Source organism: Luteibacter sp. SVR4-7G, assembly GCF_056755555.1.
Genome location: NZ_JBPGXO010000030.1, coordinates 22,821 through 46,134 on the forward strand (window position 1 = coordinate 22,821; position 23,314 = coordinate 46,134).

Consider the following 23,314-nt stretch of genomic DNA (forward strand, 5'->3'; position numbering starts at 1 on the left):
CTGACGATGGCGCGACGCGTGCGGGCCAGCCTCGCGCTGCGTGGATGGCGAGGCACGCTCAGTCGCATTTCGCAAGACCTTTCGCGTCGTGCCGAAGCGGACGATTCACTGAACCTCCTACCTTTGGAAGCTGCCTTCACGACGCTCAGCTTGCCGAGGTCGGCGACGCCGCATCTTTCCATCGTGATCCCTGTCCACGGCAAGATCGAGTACACCCTCGCCTGCCTGCGTTCGATTGCGACCTACCCGCCCACGGTCCCTTTCGAAGTCATCGTGGTAGACGATGCTTCCCCGGACAATACTGCGGCCGTGCTGGCCGAGGTTTCCGGCTTGCGCCTGCTTCGTAACGAAGAAAACCTCGGCTTCGTCGGTAGTTGCAATTCAGGCGCAGCGGCGGCACGCGGCAAGTACCTCGTCTTCCTCAATAACGACACGCAGGTGACCGCGGGCTGGACGGAGGCCCTTCTCCGTTGTTTCGAACGGCATGGAGACGCTGGAATCGCGGGTAGCCAGCTTGTGTATCCCGACGGCAGGCTGCAGGAGGCAGGCGCCTGGGTCTTTTCGGACGGATCGGCCTGGAATATCGGTCGCTTTTCGTCACGGAAGAATCCCGCGCTTCGCTATTCGAGAACGGTCGACTACGTGTCCGGCGCATCGCTCGCCATACCGCGAGACCTGTTCCTGTCTCTGGGCGGGTTCGACACACGCTATGCGCCCGGCTATTACGAGGATACCGACCTCGCCTTCGCCGCAAGAGCCGCCGGGCGTTCCGTTTGGTATGTGCCCGACAGCGTCGTGATCCATGCTGAGGGCATAAGTTCGGCAGGGGCCGTCGAAACCGGCATGAAGCGGTTCCAGTCCATCAACCAAGCGAAATTTGTCGACAAATGGCATGACGCTCTGCAGGCGCAGCCATCCCCAGGCACTTCACTGGCGATGGTAGACCGAATGCGCCGGCGCGGGACGGTGTTAGTGGCCGACACCGCCACACCTGACAGCTCGCGGGATTCAGGCTCACTCCGTCTCATCAGCATGATGAAGCTGCTGATGGCCGATGGCTGGCATGTCGTGTTCGCACCCGACGACGGGCGCGCGGATGAGCAGGCTGTTCGTGAATTGGGTGGCCTGGGCATCGAACTGCTGATCCAGCCGTGGGTAGCCAGCCTGCCTTCCTGGCTGGCATTACACGGCGGCGATCTGCATGCCGCCATCCTCTGCAGGCACACGGTCGCAGCCCAGTATTCGAATTTCGTCCGCCGCCATGCGCCCCGTGCCAGACTGATATTTGACACCGTCGATCTTCATTTCCTCCGGGAAGAACGCGCCGCCCAACAAAGCGGGAGCGGCGCGCTCGCGAGACAGGCCTCCAGGACACGCGTTCAGGAACTTTCCCTCATCGAGTCTGTGGACACGACGTTTGTGGTTAGCGAATACGAACATGAAATGCTGGGCCGCCTGCTGCCCAATGCACAGGTGCAGCTACTTTCCAATATCCACGAAGTCTTCGGTCGTCAAGTGGGGTTCGACGGCCGGCGCGATCTTCTGTTCGTCGGCGGACATGGCCACCCGCCCAACGCCGATGCAATGCAGTGGATGGCTAGCGAGATACTGCCGGCACTTCGTCGCGATAACCCCGAAGCGCGCATCCTCGTCGCCGGCGACGTGCCAGAGGTGGAACGACGTGCACTCGCAGACGCGGGGCTCCAGATGCTGGGGCGGGTACAGGACCTTGCCCCTCTCATGAATTCGGTGCTCGCTTCCATCGCTCCACTGCGTTTCGGTGCCGGAGTAAAGGGCAAGGTGAACATGGCCATGAGCCACGGCGTTCCAGTAATCGGGACTCCCATTGCCGTGGAAGGCATGCGCCTGACCGATGGAAATGATGTTCTGCTGGCCGGAACGCCGGCGGAATTCGCCACCGCCTACCGGACCCTCAGCAGCGACGAAGCCCTGTGGACCGCCATTTCGGATCGGTCCCTGCGGCACGTCGCCGAACATTTCTCCGCGGACGCGGCGCTGCAAAGTCTGAGGGCAGCCTTAAACTGACGCAGTCACTCAACTCGGGCAGGTAACGGACTCGACGGTTTTTCGTGCCAGCGTCCTCCCGCTTTCATCCGTGATCGTAAGCGTCGTTCCGTCACCTACCCATGGGCCGGTCTTTGCCTGGCCTTCCGAGCTACCCTGGGTCCACAAGCGGGGCGCCTCGCCGATCTGAGAGACGAACACCTTTACGACCCCCGTGTGCGGCGCGCGCCAAGTGACAGTTACTTCGGCGGGCACGTTCGGACATGTCGTGATCCTGTCCGGATCCAGTTCCAACTTTGCCGGTCGCAGCAGGTAAGCCAGACCTGCAGCGACCACCACTAAAATCGCCCCGGGCTTCAACCAATGCTCAATTGCCACCGGACTGCCCCCTGTAGAACGCGCCGAACTGTCCTGCCAGCCGCATCCTCGCTGCCGAGCGAAGACCGGCTCGCGTCTGGTCGGCGACCGCGCCGTCTTCCGTGTCGAGCATTCGCCCAACGTTGCCGACAAACCGAAGATAGTTCGGTTCCTGGATGCCCGCGCGACGCAGGATCTCGTCTGCCAGCATCCAGGAATAGACATGCTCGGGCATTCGCCTGGTGGAGGGCCCATTGCTGTCCAATAAGACCCAGGGGACATGCTGCTCCCAGGCGGCCAGCCCGTTGCCGAACTTAGCCGCCTCATAGACGACCTCGAAGCCGGGGAGATGGTCCCCATAGAAGACCAGGAGGAATGGGCGGTTGCGGCGTTTCAGGTAGTCCCAAAGACGGCCCAGTTCCTCGTCGGCATGATGGATATGGTAGGCATATGTCCGATATTCGTCCGCGGCTTTCGCCGGCCAACCCGCCGGCACGATCAGCGCTGCACGTTGGGCTTCGTCCTTCACTCGTCCGTGCCGATATGGCCCGTGCGCTTCTATGCTTACCGCGAAGACGAACGCGGGCCCCTGGGCCTGCTCGAGCGAGTCGATGATCTGGGTAGTCAGCGAGCGGTCTGACATGTAATAGCCGTCACGATAGGCAGTGGGTGGAAACTCATCGATCGTTAGAAAATTCTGAAATCCCAGGGATCGGAACGCCGCCTTTCGGTTCCAGAATTCCCCACTATTGGGATGGATGGCTGTGGTCGAATATCCTGCTTTGTCGAGCGACGTCACGACGCTGGATATATGCGGCTGCGATATCTGTACATACGGGAACTGAAGGTCGGGATAAGCTTCGAGAGGAATTCCCGTGAGTACTTCGAACTCTGTCCTCAAGGTTCCGCCGCCGAACGTAGGTACGCTCATGGTCCCCGCGCCGCCTTCGGCTTGCGCTCTATGCAAGTTGGGGAGGAGTTCCGCGGTGTCGATATTCCGCATGATCGACGGATCGAAGAAGGATTCGCTCTGGATCACCACGATGTCCGGCTTTTCGGCGTGAGCGGTTGCGACCGGCGTGATCCCCCTCGGAAAGCGGGCGCGCTCCACCTTGACCACTTGCGCTGCAGCGGATGTGTCGGGCGCCACGCTCATGGCCCGTTGGTTCGCGATATTGGTGTACACAAGTGTGCTGATAAGGCCCGCGTGCAGTTCGCTCAGAAGGGGGGAATAAGAAACCTGCAGCGCCACGGGATCGTAGATGCGCTCCGCCATTCGGCTCCCGGGCAGAAGCAGCCAACCCACCGCGAGGCTGGCAACCAGGATTCCCCCGCGCGCAGCCAGGCGTCCGCCTAGGACAGGCGGTTCGTAGCGAAGCAGGAGACCGATGACAAAAAACGCCGCCATGACGGCGGCAACCACAACTGGAAGGTTGATGTAGTGCCGAAACAGCCCGAGATTGGACGCATTCAATCCCTGCACGAAGAGGTAGTCTGCCGGCACGAGCGGCGTGTGCAGATATTCCATTTTCTTCGCATTCGCCGCGAACAGCCCTATGGCCAGCAAGCTCCCAAGCAAAAGGGACAAGCCTGGTCGATTCGTGACAGAGAGCAGGATTCCGTAAGCAGCCAGCAACGGCAAGGCGCCGGCGAAGAAGCCGTGCGAGAAAATATAGGTATCCCACTCGAGACGCAGGGAGTGTCGGTCAAGTGCCCACGAGGCCATGAGAAGGAGGACAAATCCCCCGGCTGTCCTCGCAATCGATTTCGCGCCCGATAAGCTCATGGAACCCACCACCCCTGGCAACTGCCCGTTGCGCCGGAGACTCCGGCTTGTCATATGAGTGTCATCAAAGAATAACAGATATATGATAGAGGCGCTTCATAAGCCGCGAGGCGCCGTCCCGCGCTGCGTCAAACGCCGGTATGAAGATTCGTTAGAATGCTGGGTCAACCTCAGAGGCGCGCGCGGGTTGGCGTGCGCCCCAACGAACAGGAACCCCGAATGAAGATTCTGGTCGGTTACAAGCGCGTCGTGGACTACAACGTTCGCATCCAGGTGAAACCGGACGGTACGGGTGTCGTCACGGACGGAGTGAAGCTTTCCGCCAACCCTTTCGACGACATCGCGCTCGAGGAAGCGTTGCGCCTGCGGGAAAGGGGAATCGCCGAGGAAGTCGTGGTCGTCGGCATCGGCCCGGCCGACCTGACGGCCCACCTGCGCAATGGGCTCGCCATGGGGGCCAACCGCGCCATCCACGTGCAGACGGCCGACGCCATCTCGCCGCTGACCGCCGCGCGGACGTTCTTGAAGCTGGTCGAGAAGGAACAGCCGGGCCTGGTGATCCTGGGTAAGCAGGCGATCGACGACGATGCGAACCAGACCGGCCAGATGCTGGCCGCGCTGTGGGATCGTCCTCAGGCCACGTTCGCCAGCAAAGTCGAGATTTCCGACGGCAAGGCTACGGTCACCCGCGAGGTCGACGCCGGGCTCGAGACGATCGAAGCCGACCTGCCCGCTGTCATCACGACCGACCTGCGCTTGAACGAGCCTCGCTTTATCAAGCTGCCGGATATCATGAAGGCCAAATCGAAGCCTATCGACGTCATCGAACTCGGCTCACTCGGCGTCGATGCAGCCCAGCACATCAAGACCACGTTTTATGCCGCTCCGCCCAAACGCAGCAAGGGCGTGATGGTGAAGGATGCCGCCGAGCTGGTCGCGACCCTCAAGCAGAAGGGCCTGCTGTAAGGCAGCCGACAGGAGAATCGACATGTCCAAGATCCTCGTTATTGCCGAACACCTCGACGGCAAGCTCAATGCCTCTACCGCCCGCGCCGTGAGCGCCGCCAAGGCTGTCGAGGCGGACGCCGTCGACATCATCGTGCTATCCGACGCGCCCGAGGCGATTGCCGCCGAAGCCGCGAAGATCGATGGCGTGAGTAAGGTGATTACCGTTGCACGGGCTGAGAATGCCCACGCACTGGCGGCAATCCTGGCGCCGCAGATCGCGAAAGTTGCCGCCGGCTACACCCACGTGTTCGCTCCTTCCACCACATTCGGCAAGGACCTCGCGCCTCGCATCGCGGCGCTATTGGGGGTTTCGCAGGTCAGCGACGTGATGACCGTGGAAGGGCCGCACAGTTTCAAGCGCCCCATCTACGCGGGCAACGCGATCGTCACGGTCGAAGTGGATGCCTCCTCCATCGTTGTGGCCACCATCCGCACGGCGTCATGGCCCGCTGCGGCATCCACCGGCTCGGCCCCGGTCGAGGCACTCGCCCTCGACATCGCCCTGCCCTCCCACACGCGTTTCGTGGGTCTGCAGCAGGGCAAGAGCCACAGGCCGGACCTCCAGGGCGCACCGAAGGTCGTTTCCGGCGGGCGCGGCGTAGGATCGAAGGAGAACTTCGAGGTCATCTATAAGTTCGCGGACAGGATCGGCGCGGCCGTCGGCGCCTCGCGCGCCGCGGTGGATGCCGGCTATGTGCCGAACGAGATGCAGGTAGGGCAGACGGGCAAGATCATCGCACCCGAGCTCTACATCGCTATCGGTATCTCCGGAGCCATCCAGCACCTCACCGGCATCAAGGATGCAGGCACGATCGTGGCGATCAACAAGGACGGCGAAGCGCCGATCTTCGAGATTGCGGACATTGGCCTGGTAGGCGACCTGTTCAAGATCCTTCCCGAACTCGAGGCCGCGCTAGGCTGATCCCTGGGGAGGCCGGATGGCCTCTTCATTTTCCACGCTACGGAATCCCATGAATACGACCGTTCCCGTCAACGCCCTGGACCGCCACATTGCTCCCATTGCCAGCCAGCTCGAAAGGGCAGCCGCGGAGGTGATCTCGAGCGGCTACTTCGTACTCGGACCCAACGTGAAGGCTTTCGAGCAGGAGTTCGCTGCCTGGTGCGGCGTAGCTGACTGCATCAGCGTCGCGAACGGCACCGAGGCCCTCGAACTCGGGCTGCGCAGCCTGGGTGTCACGTCGGGAAAGAGCGTGGCGGTGGTCGGCAATGCGGCCATGTATGGCACCACCGCGGTCCTCGCCTGCGATGCGGAACCTGTCTTCGTGGACATCGACCCGGTGTCCTGCACGATGGACCCCAAAGCGCTCGAGGCCGTCCTCGCCACTCGCCGCATCGACGTCGTGATCGTCACCCACCTTTATGGAAGGCTCGCCGACATGGCGGCGTTCACCGCGCTTGCCGAGAAGCACGGTTTTGCCATTTTCGAGGACTGCGCGCAGGCTCATGGGGCGCGGGACGCCCAGGGTCGAAAGGCCGGATCTTTCGGTAGGGCCGCCAGCTTCAGTTTCTATCCCACGAAGAACCTCGGTGCCCTGGGTGACGGTGGTGCCGTCGCGACCAACGACGCCAGCGTCGCCGACACGCTGCGAAAGCTTCGTCAATACGGCTGGACCGCCAAGTATCGCAATGAGCTTTCCGGCGGCCGCAATAGCCGCCTGGACGAAATCCAGGCAGCGTTCCTCCGGATCATGCTGCCATTGCTCGATGGCTGGAATGAACGGCGACGCGACATTGCCAATCGCTACTCGGCCGAGATTCGCCATGCGAAGATCGCGGCTCCGCCTCAGGGCGGCGAGGATTTCGTGGCCCATCTTTACGTGGTGCATACGGACGACCGCGCCGGGCTGCAAAACCACCTCGCGGGCAGCGGCGTAAGCAGCGAAGTGCATTACCCTGTCCCGGACTACCGCCAGCCACTGTTCGCCGATCGGTTTGCGTCCACGACGTTGCCGAACACGGACCGCTCCTGTGCTTCGGTGCTGACGCTTCCCTGCTTCCCGGAACTGACCGACGACGAGGTGACGCGGGTGATCGAGGCCTGCAACCGGTGGTGAAGCCACGCTATTCGGTCGTCATCCCCGTTTACAAGAACGAAGGGTCGATCGCGCCCCTGCTCCAGGCGCTGGACGAGCTGGCGGGGAGGTTGGACGCACCCATGGAAACGGTGTTCGTCGTCGACGGAAGTCCGGATGCCAGCTTCGCACGCCTTGAAGAGGGCCTCCGAGGCGTGTCCTTTCCCTCGCGACTCGTATTGCTCTCCCGCAATTTCGGCGCGTTCGCGGCAATTCGTTGTGGCCTGGCGGAGGCCAATGGGGATTTCATAGGTGTGATGGCGGCGGACCTCCAGGAACCGCCGTCCTTGATGCTCGACTTCTTCAAGGCGCTCTCTTCGAAACCGCTCGATGTCGTGTTCGGCCAACGTTTGGGAAGGCACGACCCTGGCCTCAGCAAGCTGGCGTCCAACTTGTTCTGGAAGACCTACCGGCGCCTGGTTCAGCCAGACGTTCCTGAGGGTGGTGTCGACGTGTTCGCGCTCACCGCGAGCTTCCGCGACCGTCTCGTGGCGCTCGGGGAGGCCAACAGCAGCCTGCTCGGCCTGTTGTTCTGGCTTGGTGGCCGCCGCGAATTCGTCGGGTACACACGCCTCGAACGGGAACACGGCAAGAGCGCATGGACCATAAAGAAGAAGGTGACCTACCTGCTCGACAGCGTCTTCGCTTTCTCCGACCTACCGGTACGGGTCCTTATGGGCGCCGGTCTCGTCGGTCTGGGCGTCGCGGTCCTGCTAGGGTTGGTCGTCATCGTGGCCCGGATCTTCGGAACGTACGAGGTGCCTGGCTACGCGGGCTCGATGCTGGCGATCCTCTTCTTCGGGGCGTTGAACACCTTCGGGATAGGTATCGTGGGCAACTATGCCTGGCGCGCCTATGAGAACACCAAGCAACGGCCTCTCAACGTGGTTTCCCTCCGCATCGACTTTCCTGGCAAGGACCTATGAATTTCTTCGTGCATGAAAAGGGGCTCTGCGAGTCCACCCGGATCGGCGAGGGAACCCGGATCTGGGCCTTCGCCCACGTGCTGCCGGGCGCCACCATTGGCGCAGGATGCAATATCTGCGACGGCGTATTCGTCGAGAACGACGTCACAGTTGGCGACAACGTCACCGTGAAATGCGGTGTGCAGCTTTGGGACGGCGTGACCCTGGAGAACAATGTGTTCGTCGGGCCCAATGCCACGTTCACGAACGATATCCGCCCCCGCAGCAAGGTCTACCCCGACCAATTCCTCCGGACCGTGGTGGAAGAAGGTGCTTCCATCGGCGCGAATGCCACCATTCTCCCGGGCATCAGGATCGGCCGCAATGCGATGATCGGCGCGGGTGCCGTCGTCACGCGCTCGGTACCGCCCAACGCTATCGTGGTCGGCAATCCCGCGAAGATCATCGGCTACGCTGGCACCGGCACTGTTTCCGCGCGTGACGACGAGCCTGCGCCTGCCCCCGAGAAGGGGATCCGTGCATCCATCGTGAAAGGCGTGCAGCTCCACACGTTTAACGCCATCGCCGACATGCGGGGGAGCCTTTCCGTCGGCGAATTCCAACGCGAGATTCCTTTCGAGCCGAAACGCTATTTTCTCGTTTACGATGTCCCGACCGCGGAGACACGAGGCGAGCATGCGCATCTTGCTTGCCATCAGTTCCTGATAGCCGTGAAGGGTTCCGTACATGTCGTGGCGGACGATGGGAAGCATCGGGAGCAGTTCGTCCTGGACCAGCCGAATATCGGCCTGTACCTGCCTCCGATGACATGGGGCATTCAGTACAAGTACTCAGAGGACGCCGTGCTGCTGGTATTCGCGTCCCACTACTATGATCCGTCCGATTACATTCGTGAATACGGCGTCTTCATCGAGCAAGTAAGCATGGGTAAAGCGTGAGACAAGGGTTATTGGAGCGCTTGCGCGTCGCAGTCGCGACGTCCAGCTTCCTGCGCTTCCTGATTTCGGGCGGAGTAAACACCGCCATGACTTATGCTCTGTACTTGGCACTCATCCAGGTCACAGGCTACAAGGCCGCCTACACGATAGCCTATGTCTCAGGCATCGTGCTGGCGTTCGTGATAAACCGCTTTTTCGTTTTTCAGGCTCACCGCGGCTGGCGATCGATGCTTCTTTTTCCTTTCGTTTATCTCGCGCAGTACGGGGTTAGCCTGGCGGTGGTGTGGGCCTGGGTGGAGCGGCTGCACTTCATGAAGGAACTTGCCCCGCTCGTCGCGATCATGATCACTATCCCGCTGACCTTCATCCTCTCGCGCTTTGTTTTTGGCCATCGGCGCGCGCCGACGGAAACGATCGGCCATTACTGACCTCCAACCCCGTTAGTGCCCGCGTCCGCCGCACGGTAGATTCGATAATTCGGATTGGTTGACGGCAGCTCCACGAAATGATCCCGAATGTATCGATCCATGATTGGGTGCGTGCGGCTGTAGCGCAACTCCTCCCGGTTGTCCAGCGGGAAGTCGAAGACAAGGACGAACCCAGGATCGGCCCGGCGCATGCGTTCGATCTCCGCCGCCTGGAATGCCGCGCCACGCGGGGTGGTTGCATAGATTTCCCACAGCGGCGAACGCCTTTCGAGTAAAGCATAAGCGCCGGGCCAATACGGGGTAGCGACGAAAGAGCGACCAGCCGGCGCATACCGCGCGGCCGTGTCGCAGAAGCGCTAAGTCGCCGGCAACGGTCGGCGGCACGAAAAGCCGCTGGCCCGAAACCTCGACAAGCGAGCACGCCTGGTCTTCGCCGGCGCAACCCATGCGAGGATGTGAAGTCAGCGTCGTCCAGCCCGTCGCCGCCAGCAGGATCGCGGTACCTAGCCACATCCAGATCACACGAAGGGAAGCGAGCCAGAGGAGGCACCCGAGGAGAGCCGGGAAAATTCCTTGGGCGAGATGGCCAATGTCCGCCCGCGAGAATGCGTAATGCGCGTACGGCACCGAGAGGCACACTGTAGCTGCCCAGGCCGGATCCATGCCCGTACCTCGTATTCGTTGCAAGGCCAGACGAGCCGCACCGAGTACGGGATAGAGCAGCACGCCGATAAAGCCCAGCCCTACGAGTCCCTCCCGAATGCCCACTCCAACAGGAAGGCTCGAGTAGGGTACGGTCCATGGCCAAGGAACGGGCAGCGTGAGATTCGTGGCCTTCAGTTCAAACAGGAAGAGAATACTTTCGCCGAATGCGCCGGAGAAACCGGGCACGAAAGCACACGCCGCCAGGATCGGGAGAAAGCCGGATGGCGAGCCAGGCGAAACCGAGCACGCTTCCGACGAGCGCGTAAACCCCATGGTTGCGACCGAAGCAGGCCACGACGCCGATAGTGAGGCCGACGATGAAATGCCGCCGCATCGTCGGCCGACGGAACCACCACAGGAAGACTGCGACGAGGAGCATGGACAATGCGATGTCGAACAGCTTGTGGCGAGGAAACATCCACAGGAACAGGACAACGGATGCAGGAAGCAGCACGCTCGGCCTACGCAGGCCCGAGCCCATCGCCAGCACCCAGACTCCGGCGGCGAGGCCGAACCATTGAAAAACTGCCACCCCCGCGCGGACATCCATGATCCCCTTCCCGCCCCAGATCGACATGATTCCGGCAGTCCAGTAATAGCGCCCTGGATCGTAGGCCATGAAATCACGGATAGGCACTTCGCCAAGGTGAACACGCTGTACTCCGTACCAGAGATATCCCTCGTCCCAGATATTGAGGCCGTAATGGGCTTCGAGCATCCATCCGATGGCGACGCAGCCGGCGGCCAGAATAAGGGCGATGGACAGAGTCGGCGCACGTTCGGACGTCATAGCATCATGCCGCCGCGCGGAACTTGAACATAGAATGCACTCGCTTCTTCAAACCCATGGCAGGTTTCTCGATCGAATGCCACGACAGATAGCCCAAAGTGAGGGAAATCGCGCCGGCCGTCACTGCGCACCAATATGGATGCCCAGGTCCGGTCGGGGACCTGTTCGAGATTCTACGCTATAGAATCACATGACTACGATAGTCCGCATCAACGCACCGTCGATAGTGGGTATTTCGCGCTCGACCTAAGAAACGAATTCGCGGCCCTACTCATGGCGGTCGTGTTCACGATCCCACTTACCTTACGCTCTCTCGCCTCGTCTTCGGGCACTGCCGCATCGGCTCAGACGCATTCCACCATCTGACGGCGGTTTGTCATTGCAGGTCGCATCTACCTTCGGCGACCTTGCAGTTGAGAATGGCCACCTGCAACCGCAGCGGACTGCCGGAACCCGCTGTAAGCAGATGCCGACGAACCGGCACTTGAACGACGCCCTCATGACGTTCCCGATATCCTGCCGGAAAGACCCGGGCGCCTATCATTGGACACATTGGCGTGGAGCCAGAGTCAGTGAAGCTGATATCCAACTCCATTCTCTCGACAGCTAGATCAAATCCGGACCAGTTTAACCGCTCTGATGCGGGAGTCGCCGGCACCACTTTCGTGCATGGTGGCATATATCTCACCCGCCTTTGCACCTTTCGGCTGGTCGAGAAGCATCGTGAAGATCTGGGGAGACGCAGTCAACTTGACGAGCTTTATCTGCGCACGGAGGAGCTTTCCGCGTCGTCCAAGCCAGTTGACTTGCAAGCGCATGGTTCGTCCCTCACCGGCAGCGTCCGTGTAAGCCTCATACGCAATTACGCGTCCCGCTAACTCATGAGCTGGTAGCAGAACGGTCGCGAAAGTCTCTGTGTCGATACGTCTATCCTCATCGGCCCGCTGCGGCAAACCACGCCAGGCCCAGCCCGCCCAGCCGAGCTTCGTGCCGCCGAGTTCCCTTGCTCCAATGAGATCGACCGAAGAAGGCTCAACCAAAAGGTGCGCCGCCGAACGGGGGATTATGTAGAACGCGTCCGGTTCCGCGACACCATCGGCAAACGCGAGAGCGAAGTCGTACTCGGACAAGGAGCGTCGCCGGAGCGCACTTGAAGGGTCGAGACAAGGCGACGGCGAAAGATTGACCCAGCAATACACCTCTCCACTTGTCACGTCATTACCCTGCAAAGCGTCTCCCCCGAGGATCCAGTTTATCTGACCCTCCTGAAGCCCAAGGAGGATTCCATCCGTTCCTGCGGGACGCAGTGAAGTAAGGCCCCGACTTATCTTTCCAGACAGCCGCGAGGCCTCGACGTTATAAATGCCGCTATAGGTCTGCTTCGCAAGATGGAAAGCGCTCACTCCGAGTACGGCACATAACAGCAGATTGCGAGGGAACTTGGAGGGTAGCGATACGATCAACAGCGCGACGAAAGCACTGACGGGGAACATCCAACGAGCGTCGGACAGGCTTGGGCCCGGTAGGCTCGCGATCACGATAGTCGAGACTGCCATACCTAGTACGGCCAAGGACGCTAGCACGCCAGCACGATCTATTCCGCGCCGAACTGCGAACATGGTCCATGCCCATAACACCAATAGAACTGCCGCAAACACAATGCTAGCGATCAAACCAACACGGCTGCTTGTGTTATAGAAGCCCGTAAACCAAGGCAGGCCAATGTTTGTCCCAAAAAAAACATTGGCGAAGAACTGCCCGAATGCTTTGATGACCCCAGCGTCCAGCACAACGGGTTTGCCGGCAGTTCCCGTCATGACACCGCCCGTCGACAAGATACGCGTCGCGATGACAAAAAGAAGAAGTGGAAGTAGCCAAGCGAGCGTGCCCGCAACCTGCATCCGGATCCGCGTTCTATCGGATCGTCCTTTGCCCATAAACCCTATGGCTGCGACGGCGATGCCGAGCACAAAAAGCGGCCCAATATAGATTTCATAGACAAATAGTGTCGCAATGGACATTGCTACGAACGCGACTGCTCGCCCTTGGCGAAGTTCGGAGCCTTTCAGCACGGGCACAATAATCAGCGCCGTACTTAGAAACATTGCGAGCCCCAACGCTCCGATAATTCCGGACAAGTAATCGTAGTAAAACACCGTACCAAAACGCGAGATGACGATACACAACCCGACCGCCAATGCGGCGGGCCGCGACGCCGAGAATAGCCAACGCGCCAGACTATATGCGGCCGAGGAAGCCCAGAACATCGAAACCCAAGTTAGGAGTCCCGCGGCATAGCGAGGAACCCGTTCCCAGGCAATTACTGCCCAAACCGCATTAAAGATTAGCCTGGGCTTGTATTCGTTGATGCGGAGAAAAGTCTCTCCGATAGACTTGCTCGTCTTGGCGACGAAGGCGGGAAAGAGTTCGTCCCCGAAGTAGCCGGGCTGGTACGCGAGGAGCCCGAAGACAAGCGAAGTGACACCAAGAAGTAGCACTCGGCCGGGAAGCAGATGGCGATACACAACAGTCCCTCCGTTGATGAAAGATTGCACCGATCTAATATCGGCGCATCGCCGAAGGCTCGCTTATTGCTGTTGCGCCAGCGACGTTTCTTTGTCGTGCACCCGAGCGGAACGTTTCAGGCGATGCAGAGGGCGTTCCACGAAAAGAGCCATCAGTAGCGACACGACCAGCGTCACAATAAAAACGATAATAAAATACTTGAAGCCGCGGCCGTATCCGAAGACAACAAGGAAACATGCACCCACAGTAGTGTGGATAAGATAGAGGGGATAGGACATGTCTCCTAGCAAAGTATCGACCTTACTCGATTTGTACGCCGTGAGGGAAATGGTTACCCACGCGGAAAGAATGAGCGAGGCGTACATGCCATACGTCCACGGCCAAGGGTCCACGACGAGCCATAACCCCCCGTGGATCATCCAAACGAGGAAGCTGACGCGTGGCATAGCAAAACGCAACAACTGTTCCCGGTAATGGCAGATCAAACTACCCACCGCAAAGCTCATCAGGCATGGTAGGAAAAATACGTATCGCGCTGCGAACGTTGCGCTCGAGAACCCCATGTCGTAGGTCGCTATAACCGACAGGATCACTGCGAGCCATGCCGTTGCTCGCGAACGCGCCATTAATGGCATCAGGAAATACGCCCCTATCTCAACCGAGAGTGCGTTAGACACTGCGACGGGCAGACCATTGTGCGGAAACACAGGCAGGAGGGTCAGTGGGTTGACCCAGCCCGAACCCCTTGGCATGTACATCTCTGGATTGAGTTGCGTGGTATCGACACAGACGCTCGCTGCCCACTGGACGACCAAGATACCCGCCAATAGGGCGAGAAAGTAGGAGGGATAAATGCGCAAGAATCGGTTGAAGGCGAAGTCGCGAAGGCCCTTCGGCTCAAAGCCATACTTGTGCTTGATGACAAAAGTCATGAGATACCCACTAAGCACAAAGAACGCCCAGACGGCGTAAGCCGCATACCCCTGCACCATCCCGACCCATAAGTGTGAGGCAGCCACCAGTCCAGCGAGCAGCATGCGCCAACTCCCCACTCCAAGCAGCAAGGTGCTCCCCTGTGTCGAGTTTTTCATGGCTTTTCCAACGTGATGACGACTGAATTACTCTTGGTTACATCCAGACCATCCCGTCTTTCGATCATGACCCGTAGGCTTCCAGGACGGGCGTGAGCCTCCGCAGGAACCTTCGCGGTCACCAGGTTATGCGTGATGTTGCCCGATACGACGTCCTCACCGAAATGCACTTTTATTTCGGAGCCGCTAACGTCCTGATCGAGCCTGAACCAAGCCGCTGAACTTCCATCCGGCTGCGCGTTGAAATTTGCTCCCGCTTGCACGTGCTTTGGGCCATAGTCCTCTATGTGGAATCCGATACCCACATCAGATGAATTTACATCGGGAAGCTCGCACATCGTGCGTCCGCATCCCGCAAGTAGGAACGTCGCCATCAATCCAACTAGCCCTTTACGCATCATTGTGAGATGTCCTTCTCTTCGATGGAAACCGGGAGATCCTGTGAGAGCACGCGGAACACAGCGTCCGAGGAAAAGTGCTCGAGAACAAACTCCTGAGCTGCGCGCGAACGACGCAACCACTCGTCATCGTTAGCAAGTAGTTGCAACACGTGTTCCGCAAACTTGTCCGCCGCTGTGTCGGCAAAGATGAAATCCGCGGCGAGACCGAGTCCTTGCAACCCAGTTGGCGTGGTCACCAGGGGCAAGCCGTAACGCATTGCTTCGATGACCTTCCCTTTCACGCCGCCGCCAAAGCGCAGGGGTGCGACCGCTACGCGGGCGTGACGATACATAGCGCCCAACTCGTCATCAGGCACAAAACCGGTTACTCGTATGCCATCACCGGAAAGCGCCTTTACCTCGTCGGTCGGATTCGAGCCTGCGAGCACAAGCTGGATATCCGGATAGTGCGTCCGGATTAGTGGAAGGACTTCGCGGACGAACCAGATCGCGCCATCCACGTTCGGAGGATGACCAAATCCCCCGACAAACAGGATACCGCGGCGCGCCCCTAGCGCATCTTGAGCACTCTCGACAACGTCATCATAGGCATTCAATGGGACCGTCCTGATGGCAGGGGCAACGCCATTTGCTGCCGCCCATCCACGAACGTGTGCAGATTCCAGATCGGACGGATAGTAAATGGCGTCCATCTTTGTCCAGAGGGTCTCCTCCATGGTCCGGAAACGGTCCACTTCCTTCTGAATCTCAACATCCGGCTGCACGTTGGCCTGCTCGGCAAGCCTCAGGTGATGAATGTCGTGCCCGTAATACAATCGCTTCGCCCGACTACGAGCCGCGACAATGTCGATGAAGTTTACGCTGACATGTGGGCGGCTCAAAATAACAGCATCCAAGCTGCCTCCATGTTCCTCCATCCACTGCTCGAACTGGCCGAGGTACTCGCTCCCGTAGATGACTTCGATACCCGCGTCCTGCATAGGACGTGCATAAGCTGAGTCGTACCATAGATTCTCAGGCCAGAACTTGACTGAATAGCCGTGAGCGGCTAACAACATAACCAGCTGAAACATTGCTCGCGAACCGGCGTCCCGGTCGGGCTGCGGAATGTAGTGATCGATAACAAGGACAACCCTCCTCAGCTGGCTCCGGTCGCGAGCTAGGAATGGCCGGTCTGCATTGACCAGATGGTCGCGCTCCAGTACGTGTTTCCAACGCTCTCGGAACTTCTTCTGGTTCTCGACCTGGTAGGCTTTTATGCCTGTCGACGTATCGGTGCCATGAGAGACGCCTTCGAAATGGACGACGACCGACTTCGGCTCATATACGACCTTCAATCCGGCCGCGCGCACTTTGAAGGCGAGGTCCGTATCCTCGAAGTAAGCGGGAAGATACAACTCGTCGAATCCGCCAAAAGACTCGAACAATTCTCGTTCGATCATGATGGATGCTCCCGAGATGTAGTCGGTTTCGCGCGTGTAGTTGTAGACGCTGCGGGACGGGTCATCCAGACGCCCGTAGTTCCACGCACTGGCATCCTTCCAGACAATCCCACCAGCCTCCTGCTGACGTCCATCCGGATACACCAATTTAGAGCCGACCAACCCGCATTTCGGCCAGCGAACTGCCGTCTCGACCAGCGCATCCAGCCATCCGGCCGTCACCTGGGTGTCGTTATTTAGGAAGTAAACGTACCGGCCCTTCGCCTGCTTCGCTGCGTGGTTACACGAGCGCAGGAATCCCAAATTGGCGGGATTCTCGTAGTAACGCAGTCCGGGTACTTTGGCCAAATGCCCAATCTCCGGATCACCCGAAGCGTCCTCCGCAACGATGACTTCGACCGGCACCGAGGGTAGATGCATGTGGATGGATCTAACGCACGCGCCCGTGTGATCCAGGCGTCCATACGCCGGGATGATAATGCTTACCACCGGCTCTTCGACCCGCGCGAAGGATACACCCTCGAGGAGTTGGCGCGGATCGACGTCCGCCGCACTTATGAGATCCGGCGGCGGCGCAATGCTTCCCGAACGGCGCATGAGGAAGCGCTTCGCCGGACCTCGGATGAATCCAAGGGCGCGCGATCGAATCCACGGCCTTCCCCGGAGTGAAACCACCACACTGGCCCAATCGCGCCGCACGATTCTCATACCGAAACGCAGTGGACGGGTCAGGCGCCAGGATTGCGACCGCACAACCTGATCGAACTCGCTTCGAGTGGCGGCGAGCTGACGCTCGATATCACCAAGGCGACCGAGCGCCACTTGAAGGTCTTCCGCGGCCCGCGTCTCTCGCAACCGTGACGCGTCACGCTCAGCGATAGCTGCGGATAGTTCCGCTTGCAAAGAGCGCAGTGCCTGCATGTCGATGTCGTTCGAGGCAGACTGCTGGGGAGTTTGCCTGTCGCCGGGGGGCACACTATCAAGGGTCCGGCGCAGGCGCCGGAGTTCCTGCTCGAGCCCGTGCGCTCGCTCCCGGATCCGGTCAAGCTCTAGCTGAAGGGCTTCATTGGACTCCGACAGTTCCCGAATACGGGTCTCGGCGGATCCGATCTGGTCGTGCAGTTCGCCGGTCCGTGCCGAATCCGAGCTGACGGTCTGCTCGAGTACGGCCAGGTCGGCTGCCAGACGATCCGCACGTCGCTTCGCGAGTCCATAGTTCCGACGGAGATGGGTGAGCTCGACCAGATAGGCGCCGAGCATGGCGGACTGGACGTCGCCGTCGTCCTCGGCAAGCTGAACCAGCGCATCCAGTCGCTCGGTTGCGACCTGGACGAGTTCATCGAGCCCCTTCGCCCAACCTGCCACTTCCTCGTGGTCGCGAACGAGCTCTGCATAGCGTGACCGCAGCTCATTAAGTTCACGATCCAGGTCGCGCGCCCAGTCCGCTACCTTGCCGTGTTCCGCCAGGAGGTCATCGTGGTGCTGCCGCAGGTTTTCCAGATGATACGACAGTTCCCGGGATTCCGATCGGGTCGGCGACAACGGTCCTTCTGACTGGCTCGCAACGGAGACGGGAAGGCGCGCGGCACGAAACGTATCAAGCGACAACTCCGGTACACGGTTAGACACGGCAAACTGGAACTGTTGCTCCATCGCGAGATACCGCTCGATATCAGTATCAAGCAGCAGAAGTTCCGTGCCGCATTCCCGCATGGCGCCGGCGATGAACTGAGGCACCTCCGCATGACGTTCGTCGTAGGGGCGGGCAACGGAGACACAGCCGCCCACGACTTCAAGCAAGCCGCGAAACGCTATATATCCCAAGGGCAGCCCATGATCTGCTCGCCATTCGAGGTCAATGAAGCGGGGATCTCCGCCAGCGTCCTGCACAAGATTGTGTGGAACGAGGTCCACCGCATCGCCAGGCAACACCAGCTCTGCATTATAGGAAGAACGTCGCAGGATCTCGAGATCCATGCCGAGATGCATGGCCACGGCATCGAGCCAACGCCGTGTCCAGCTACCGACATCCTCGATCCGCCATCCATCCTGCAACAGCAGTTCGTGAAGGTCGGTCGTTATGGGGCGGCCGTGCACATAAGCCTCATCGCCAGGACGGCACTCGAACCCGGCATTCCTGCGCGAGGGGGCTTCCATCAGAAACCTACGGCGCACCCACGCGCCGCCCTCTCCGTGTTCGAAAGTCGCCTGTTTGGCAAAAAACGGTGCTCGTTCCGTCGAAAAGTGATAGGCCGAAACGTTCGTGTTCGCACGGCCGAAAGGCACCGCGTCAGCTGTGGTGTGCGCAACCACGAGAAACGAGTTACTGACATCTACCAGCAGGTTATTGTCCGCCGCCACATGCCAAGTTCGATCGATTGCGAAAAGCGGTGGCCGGCCGAGTTGCGGATCCTTCGTCATGGCGGCGGCGGCCAATGCGGCGCCTCCGTCAAACCCGGGCATGGCGTCGTCGCCGCGCGCGAGCAGTACCGAGGTCGGCAGCTTGTAGTCGGGGAACGGCAGCGCGAATGCCGCCGAGGTGAAGCCTGCATCGAGCACCATCGCTTCCAGCGCGGCCCGGCCGTACGTCCGGGCGCCACTTGCACCGTACAGATCGGCCACACCGAGCATCGGGCGGCCTAGGTGGTCTTCGGGTGCGCCGGCGAAGTACTTCAGGCCAAGCTGGTTCTCGATCGCCACCAACAGTACACCTCCCGGCTTCAGGAAACGCCTTGCGCACTGGAGCCAATGGGCCGCCGCGTCCGGTCTCTTCGCGAAACGTTCGGCGTATTCCAGCACGCCGATGAGCGTGACGACGTCGAACGTAGCCGAGGTTTCGAAGGCCTCGAGGTTGTCGACTACGACATTGACGCCGGGAAGGTCCTCACAACGCTTGGCCGCCACGCGGGCGCGGCGGGGAGACGGTTCGATCGCGGTGACCGATCGCGCGGCCTCGCCAAGGTAGCGCGTGATGGCTCCGCACCCTGCGCCGATCTCCAGCACATCGCCGCGCAACATCTCTTCGAGTGGACGAAGCAGGTTCGCGCGGCGCGAACTGAAATAATAGCGAGTAGGCCAATCGGTGATCTTGTCCGCCAACTCGGCGGACAGCACGGATCGATCGGAACACGCGGCCACCAGGCGGTAGAGGTTTTCCTCGACGGCTTCGCCATCGGAATACGCCCATTCGTGTACGGCATCCTTGCGCAGCCAGCACAAGGATTGCCCATCGTATCGATAGGCGGCGAGCGAGGCTGCTGAATCTGATGGTTTGCTCATAGGAATTCCAACCTGGCCCCCAGATCTGCGAGACCGACGAACGGAGCGTCAGGCTCCACGCAGAGGTGTATCGAATCGTAACGGCGGTCGTGCGGCACCGCCTCGCCGGTGCCGTCGCGGCTGGCGATGCCGACAGAAATGAAATAATCCCCTGGCGCACACTTCAGGCGAAACTGGCATATAGCGATGCCCGACCGTCCTGCTTCACCGGGCGGAAATGCCTCCTCCATGACGGCCATCTCCGTATTCGTTCCGTAGACGGTCAGACCTTCCTTGGTCTTGAGCGTGATACCGAGAATGGGCCTGACGATGTCCGTCTTGAAGCGGTAGCGGACATACAGCGCCAGTTCTCCACCTGACCGGATCACGGCGGGGAATGGTTCATCCCCCGAGAAGTAGACGAAGTCCATGATCTCTGCAGCACCGTCCCCCCAGCGATGTTCATACCGATTATAGGCGGGGCGGCTTTCGAACATTGGCTCGTGGCGCTCGCCGAAGATCGGGTCGAAGCGCCCAAGCTGGTCGTTGACGGGGGCATCTCCCGCGTGTTCGCCGTCGTGGGCGATCGGCGCCATGCGCTGCCGGCCGTAAAGCAGATCGAGGTACCGGTTGACCACTGGCCGTGGCTCACCGTCGTCTACCTTTTGGCCTTGGTCGATTAGAATGGCGCGATCGCAGTGTGTCACCACCTGCTCGGTGGAATGCGTGACGAGGAGGATCGACGTTCCCCGGTCGCGCAGCGTCTTGAGGCGTGCGAAGCACTTCGCCTGGAATCGGGCATCTCCGACGGCAAGCGCCTCATCAACGATGAGCACGTCGGGATCTATCTGCGCCTGCACGGCAAACGCGAGCCGGACCGTCATGCCACTGGAGTAGGTCTTGACCGGCTGGTGCACAAAATCACCAATGTCGGCGAAGGCCAGGATGTCGTCAAGGCGGGCGTCAACGTCGTCGCGCGACAGGCCCAGCAAGGACGCATTGAGGTAAACGTTCTCGATACCGGTGAACTCGGGGTTGAACCCCGAGCCGAGCTCCAGAAGCGCAGCGACCCGCCCGTCCACTGCGACCTCCCCCTCCGTGGGGGACACGGTGCCCGCGATGATCTGCAGCAGCGTCGACTTGCCAGAGCCGTTCCTGCCAATAAGCGCAACACATTCGCCGCGACGCACATGCAGTGATACCCCGTGCAGCGCCCAGAATTCACGGAAGAATCGCACCTCGTTCCCCGGAACCACGCGACGAAGCCCGGACGCCAGCATCTGCTTCAGCCGATCGGAGGGCTTTGCGTAGATTTCATAGCGCTTGCTGACGGCGCGGACGTCGATGACAACGTCGTCAGATGACATCGGCGAATCCTTTGCGCGTGGCGTTGAAAACCAGCCAGCCGAACCATGCAACGAGCAACGAAGCGACCATGTAGGCCATCGACGACGCTATATCCGGGAGCTGTCCCCAGAGGATCAGGCCACGCGATGCTTCCACCACATACGTAAGCGGGTTCAACGACAGCAGCCAGCGATACTCTTCAGGAAGGCTGCTTCGTGGATAGAAGATCGGGGCAAGGAAGACCAGGGAGGTGGTGAGGACCTGCATGATCTGCTGTGTGTCGCGGAAGTACACTCCGAGCGCCGAAAACAGCCACGTAACGCCTGCCACCATCGGAAGGAAGACCAGCAGCAACACGGGGAAGAGCACAGCGGTCGGTGCCACGGACGTGCCGGTGGCGAACAGGGCCACGACCAGGACGGCCGTACTGATCAGTGCGTGGAAGAGGCCGGTTCCCACGGTCACCCAGGATAGCGTTTCCAGCGGGAAAATTACCTTCTTCACGTAATTCGGATTGGCCGTGACAAGTACGGGCGCACGGTTCAGGCACTCGGAGAAGAAGTTGCTGATGATGAGGCCGATGAACAAGATGATCGCGAAGTTCACATGGCCCGACTCGGCCGCCGTCCAGCGCGACTTGAAGATATAGCCGAAGACGAACGAGTAAATCGCCAGCATGAGCAAAGGGTTGAGGAACGCCCAGAACATGCCACCCATTGAGCCCCGATAGCGGCCCGACACGTCACGTCGGCACAATTCCCAGATTAGCCGGGCATGCCGGCCTAATGAAACGTACGGCCCAAGCGGGTGCAGGGGGGTGCGCAGCGCAGCCGCCCTGACTGGAATACCCGTCATGCCAGGACAGACTCGAGTTCGTCGCGCAGGTCCGCGACGTCTTCCACGCCGACCGACAGCCGGATCAGGCCGTCCGAAATGCCCAGCTTCTTCCTCGTCGCCGGGGGGATCGAGGCATGGGTCATGATGCCCGGATGCTCAATGAGACTTTCGACGCCGCCGAGGGATTCGGCGAGCGCGAACAACTCGCACCGCTCCAACATCCGTCTCGCCCGCGTCTTGCCACCCTTGACTTCAACTGAAATGATGCCGCCAAAACCATCCATCTGCTTTCGCGCCAACGCATGTTGGGGATGGCTCCGCAGTCCAGGGTAGATCACCCGCTCGACCGCCTTGTGCTTCTCCAGCCACGTCGCCAGCGCCAGGGCGCTTTCGCAATGCTGGCGCATCCTCAGGTGCAGGGTCTTCAGTCCTCGCATCGCGAGGAAGGCGTCGAACGGGCCGGCAACCGCACCGATCGAGTTCTGCAGGAAACCCATCTGTTCGGCCAGGGCCTCGTTCGCCGCCACGACCACCCCACCAACGATGTCGGAGTGGCCATTGAGATACTTCGTTGCCGAATGAAGTACCAGGTCCGCCCCATATTCGATGGGGCGCTGCAGCATGGGAGAGCAGAACGTGTTGTCCACGACCAGGATCAGCCGGTGCTTTTTCGCAAAGGCAGATACTTTGGCCAGGTCGACGAGCTGGAGCATGGGATTGGTCGGGGTCTCTGCCCAGATCATCCTTGTGTTCGGCTTGAGCGCGGCCTTCAGGGCTGCGGGATCGTTGAGGTCGATGAAGTCGAACTCGAGTCCGGCAGTCCGTCGGCGGACCCGCTCGAACAATCGATACGTGCCGCCGTATAGATCATTCATGGCGATCACGTGGCTGCCCGCGTCAAGCAATTCGAGAGTCGTGGACGCCGCCGCCAGGCCCGACGCGAATGCAAATCCGGCCACGCCGCCTTCCAGGGACGCCACGCAGGCCTCGTAAGCCATGCGGGTCGGATTCTGCGTCCGCGAATATTCGAACCCCTGGTGTTTACCTGGGCTTGCCTGGACGTATGTCGACGTTGCGTAGATTGGCGTCATGATTGCCCCGGTCGAAGGATCCGGGGTCTGGCCCGCATGGATCGCGCGGGTGCCAAGTCCGTGTGCGGAACGAGCGTTCTTTGCGTAAGCTTTTGTCTTCACTGGACTTTATCTCTCGGATTCATGAGCCATTCAAACGCGCCTCCTTGCAAACAGCGGTACATATTACACTTGGCGCCCTATACGCTGCGGACTACGAGACCTCGGGGGCAGGCTGTACTTACCTGAGCTTCGGAAACGCGGCTGACGGCGGTTCTCATCGGCC

General features: G+C 60.3%; 16 protein-coding genes. 7 read left to right on the forward strand and 9 right to left on the reverse strand.

Annotated features, from left to right (window positions below; translation table 11 throughout):
- Nucleotides 1-18: 18 nt before the first annotated feature.
- Nucleotides 19-2,046, forward strand: a complete 2,028-nt coding sequence (locus ACR9ZH_RS12455) for a glycosyltransferase (protein ID WP_481291069.1) — start codon at nt 19-21, stop codon at nt 2,044-2,046.
- A gap of 346 nt (nt 2,047-2,392) precedes the next feature.
- On the opposite strand, the gene ACR9ZH_RS12460 is transcribed toward ACR9ZH_RS12455, so the two are convergent.
- A complete protein-coding gene (locus ACR9ZH_RS12460) occupies nt 2,393-4,168 on the reverse strand; it encodes an LTA synthase family protein (RefSeq protein WP_481291070.1) in 1,776 nt (591 codons plus the stop codon).
- Between the two features lie 219 nt (nt 4,169-4,387).
- Between ACR9ZH_RS12460 and ACR9ZH_RS12465 the strand changes: the two genes are divergently transcribed.
- Genes ACR9ZH_RS12465 through ACR9ZH_RS12490 form a run of 6 tightly spaced genes read left to right on the forward strand, consistent with a single transcriptional unit; the run spans nt 4,388 to nt 9,561 of the window.
- Nucleotides 4,388-5,134, forward strand: a complete 747-nt coding sequence (locus ACR9ZH_RS12465; RefSeq protein ID WP_481291071.1) for an electron transfer flavoprotein subunit beta/FixA family protein — start codon at nt 4,388-4,390, stop codon at nt 5,132-5,134.
- A gap of 22 nt (nt 5,135-5,156) precedes the next feature.
- Nucleotides 5,157-6,098, forward strand: coding sequence for an electron transfer flavoprotein subunit alpha/FixB family protein (locus ACR9ZH_RS12470; protein ID WP_481291072.1), 942 nt, complete (start codon nt 5,157-5,159; stop codon nt 6,096-6,098).
- A gap of 49 nt (nt 6,099-6,147) precedes the next feature.
- Nucleotides 6,148-7,251 carry a DegT/DnrJ/EryC1/StrS family aminotransferase gene (locus ACR9ZH_RS12475; RefSeq protein WP_481291073.1) on the forward strand — a complete coding sequence of 368 codons (1,104 nt, stop codon included), beginning with the start codon at nt 6,148-6,150 and terminating at the stop codon, nt 7,249-7,251.
- Nucleotides 7,248-8,195, forward strand: a complete 948-nt coding sequence (locus ACR9ZH_RS12480; RefSeq protein ID WP_481291074.1) for a glycosyltransferase family 2 protein — start codon at nt 7,248-7,250, stop codon at nt 8,193-8,195. The genes ACR9ZH_RS12475 and ACR9ZH_RS12480 overlap by 4 nt, the downstream gene beginning before the upstream one ends.
- Nucleotides 8,192-9,133, forward strand: a complete 942-nt coding sequence (locus ACR9ZH_RS12485) for a WxcM-like domain-containing protein (protein ID WP_481291075.1) — start codon at nt 8,192-8,194, stop codon at nt 9,131-9,133. The genes ACR9ZH_RS12480 and ACR9ZH_RS12485 overlap by 4 nt, the downstream gene beginning before the upstream one ends.
- A gap of 20 nt (nt 9,134-9,153) precedes the next feature.
- Nucleotides 9,154-9,561 (forward strand): GtrA family protein, encoded by a 408-nt coding sequence (locus ACR9ZH_RS12490; RefSeq protein ID WP_481291076.1) that lies wholly within the window; start codon nt 9,154-9,156, stop codon nt 9,559-9,561.
- Nucleotides 9,562-10,402: 841 nt separating this feature from the next.
- Here ACR9ZH_RS12490 and ACR9ZH_RS12495 read toward each other — a convergent pair.
- From ACR9ZH_RS12495 to ACR9ZH_RS12530, 8 genes are all read right to left on the reverse strand, one after another.
- A complete protein-coding gene (locus ACR9ZH_RS12495) occupies nt 10,403-11,056 on the reverse strand; it encodes a hypothetical protein (protein WP_481291077.1) in 654 nt (217 codons plus the stop codon).
- A 611-nt stretch (nt 11,057-11,667) separates the two neighbouring features.
- Nucleotides 11,668-13,581, reverse strand: a complete 1,914-nt coding sequence (locus ACR9ZH_RS12500; RefSeq protein WP_481291078.1) for a hypothetical protein — start codon at nt 13,579-13,581, stop codon at nt 11,668-11,670.
- 63 nt (nt 13,582-13,644) lie between these two features.
- Nucleotides 13,645-14,673 carry an acyltransferase family protein gene (locus tag ACR9ZH_RS12505; protein ID WP_481291079.1) on the reverse strand — a complete coding sequence of 343 codons (1,029 nt, stop codon included), beginning with the start codon at nt 14,671-14,673 and terminating at the stop codon, nt 13,645-13,647.
- A complete protein-coding gene (locus tag ACR9ZH_RS12510) occupies nt 14,670-15,074 on the reverse strand; it encodes a hypothetical protein (RefSeq protein WP_481291080.1) in 405 nt (134 codons plus the stop codon). Before ACR9ZH_RS12510 ends, ACR9ZH_RS12505 begins: the two co-directional genes overlap by 4 nt.
- A complete protein-coding gene (locus tag ACR9ZH_RS12515) occupies nt 15,071-19,795 on the reverse strand; it encodes a glycosyltransferase (RefSeq protein ID WP_481291081.1) in 4,725 nt (1,574 codons plus the stop codon). The genes ACR9ZH_RS12510 and ACR9ZH_RS12515 overlap by 4 nt, the downstream gene beginning before the upstream one ends.
- On the reverse strand, nt 19,792-21,141 hold the full coding sequence (locus tag ACR9ZH_RS12520) for an ABC transporter ATP-binding protein (protein WP_481291082.1): 1,350 nt from the start codon (nt 21,139-21,141) through the stop codon (nt 19,792-19,794). The genes ACR9ZH_RS12515 and ACR9ZH_RS12520 overlap by 4 nt, the downstream gene beginning before the upstream one ends.
- Complete coding sequence (locus ACR9ZH_RS12525) at nt 21,131-21,976, reverse strand: ABC transporter permease (protein ID WP_481291083.1); 846 nt, start codon at nt 21,974-21,976, stop codon at nt 21,131-21,133. Before ACR9ZH_RS12525 ends, ACR9ZH_RS12520 begins: the two co-directional genes overlap by 11 nt.
- Entirely contained in the window at nt 21,973-23,151 is a 1,179-nt protein-coding gene (locus tag ACR9ZH_RS12530) for a trans-sulfuration enzyme family protein (RefSeq protein ID WP_481291084.1), read from the reverse strand. Before ACR9ZH_RS12530 ends, ACR9ZH_RS12525 begins: the two co-directional genes overlap by 4 nt.
- Between the last annotated feature and the right edge of the window lie 163 nt (nt 23,152-23,314).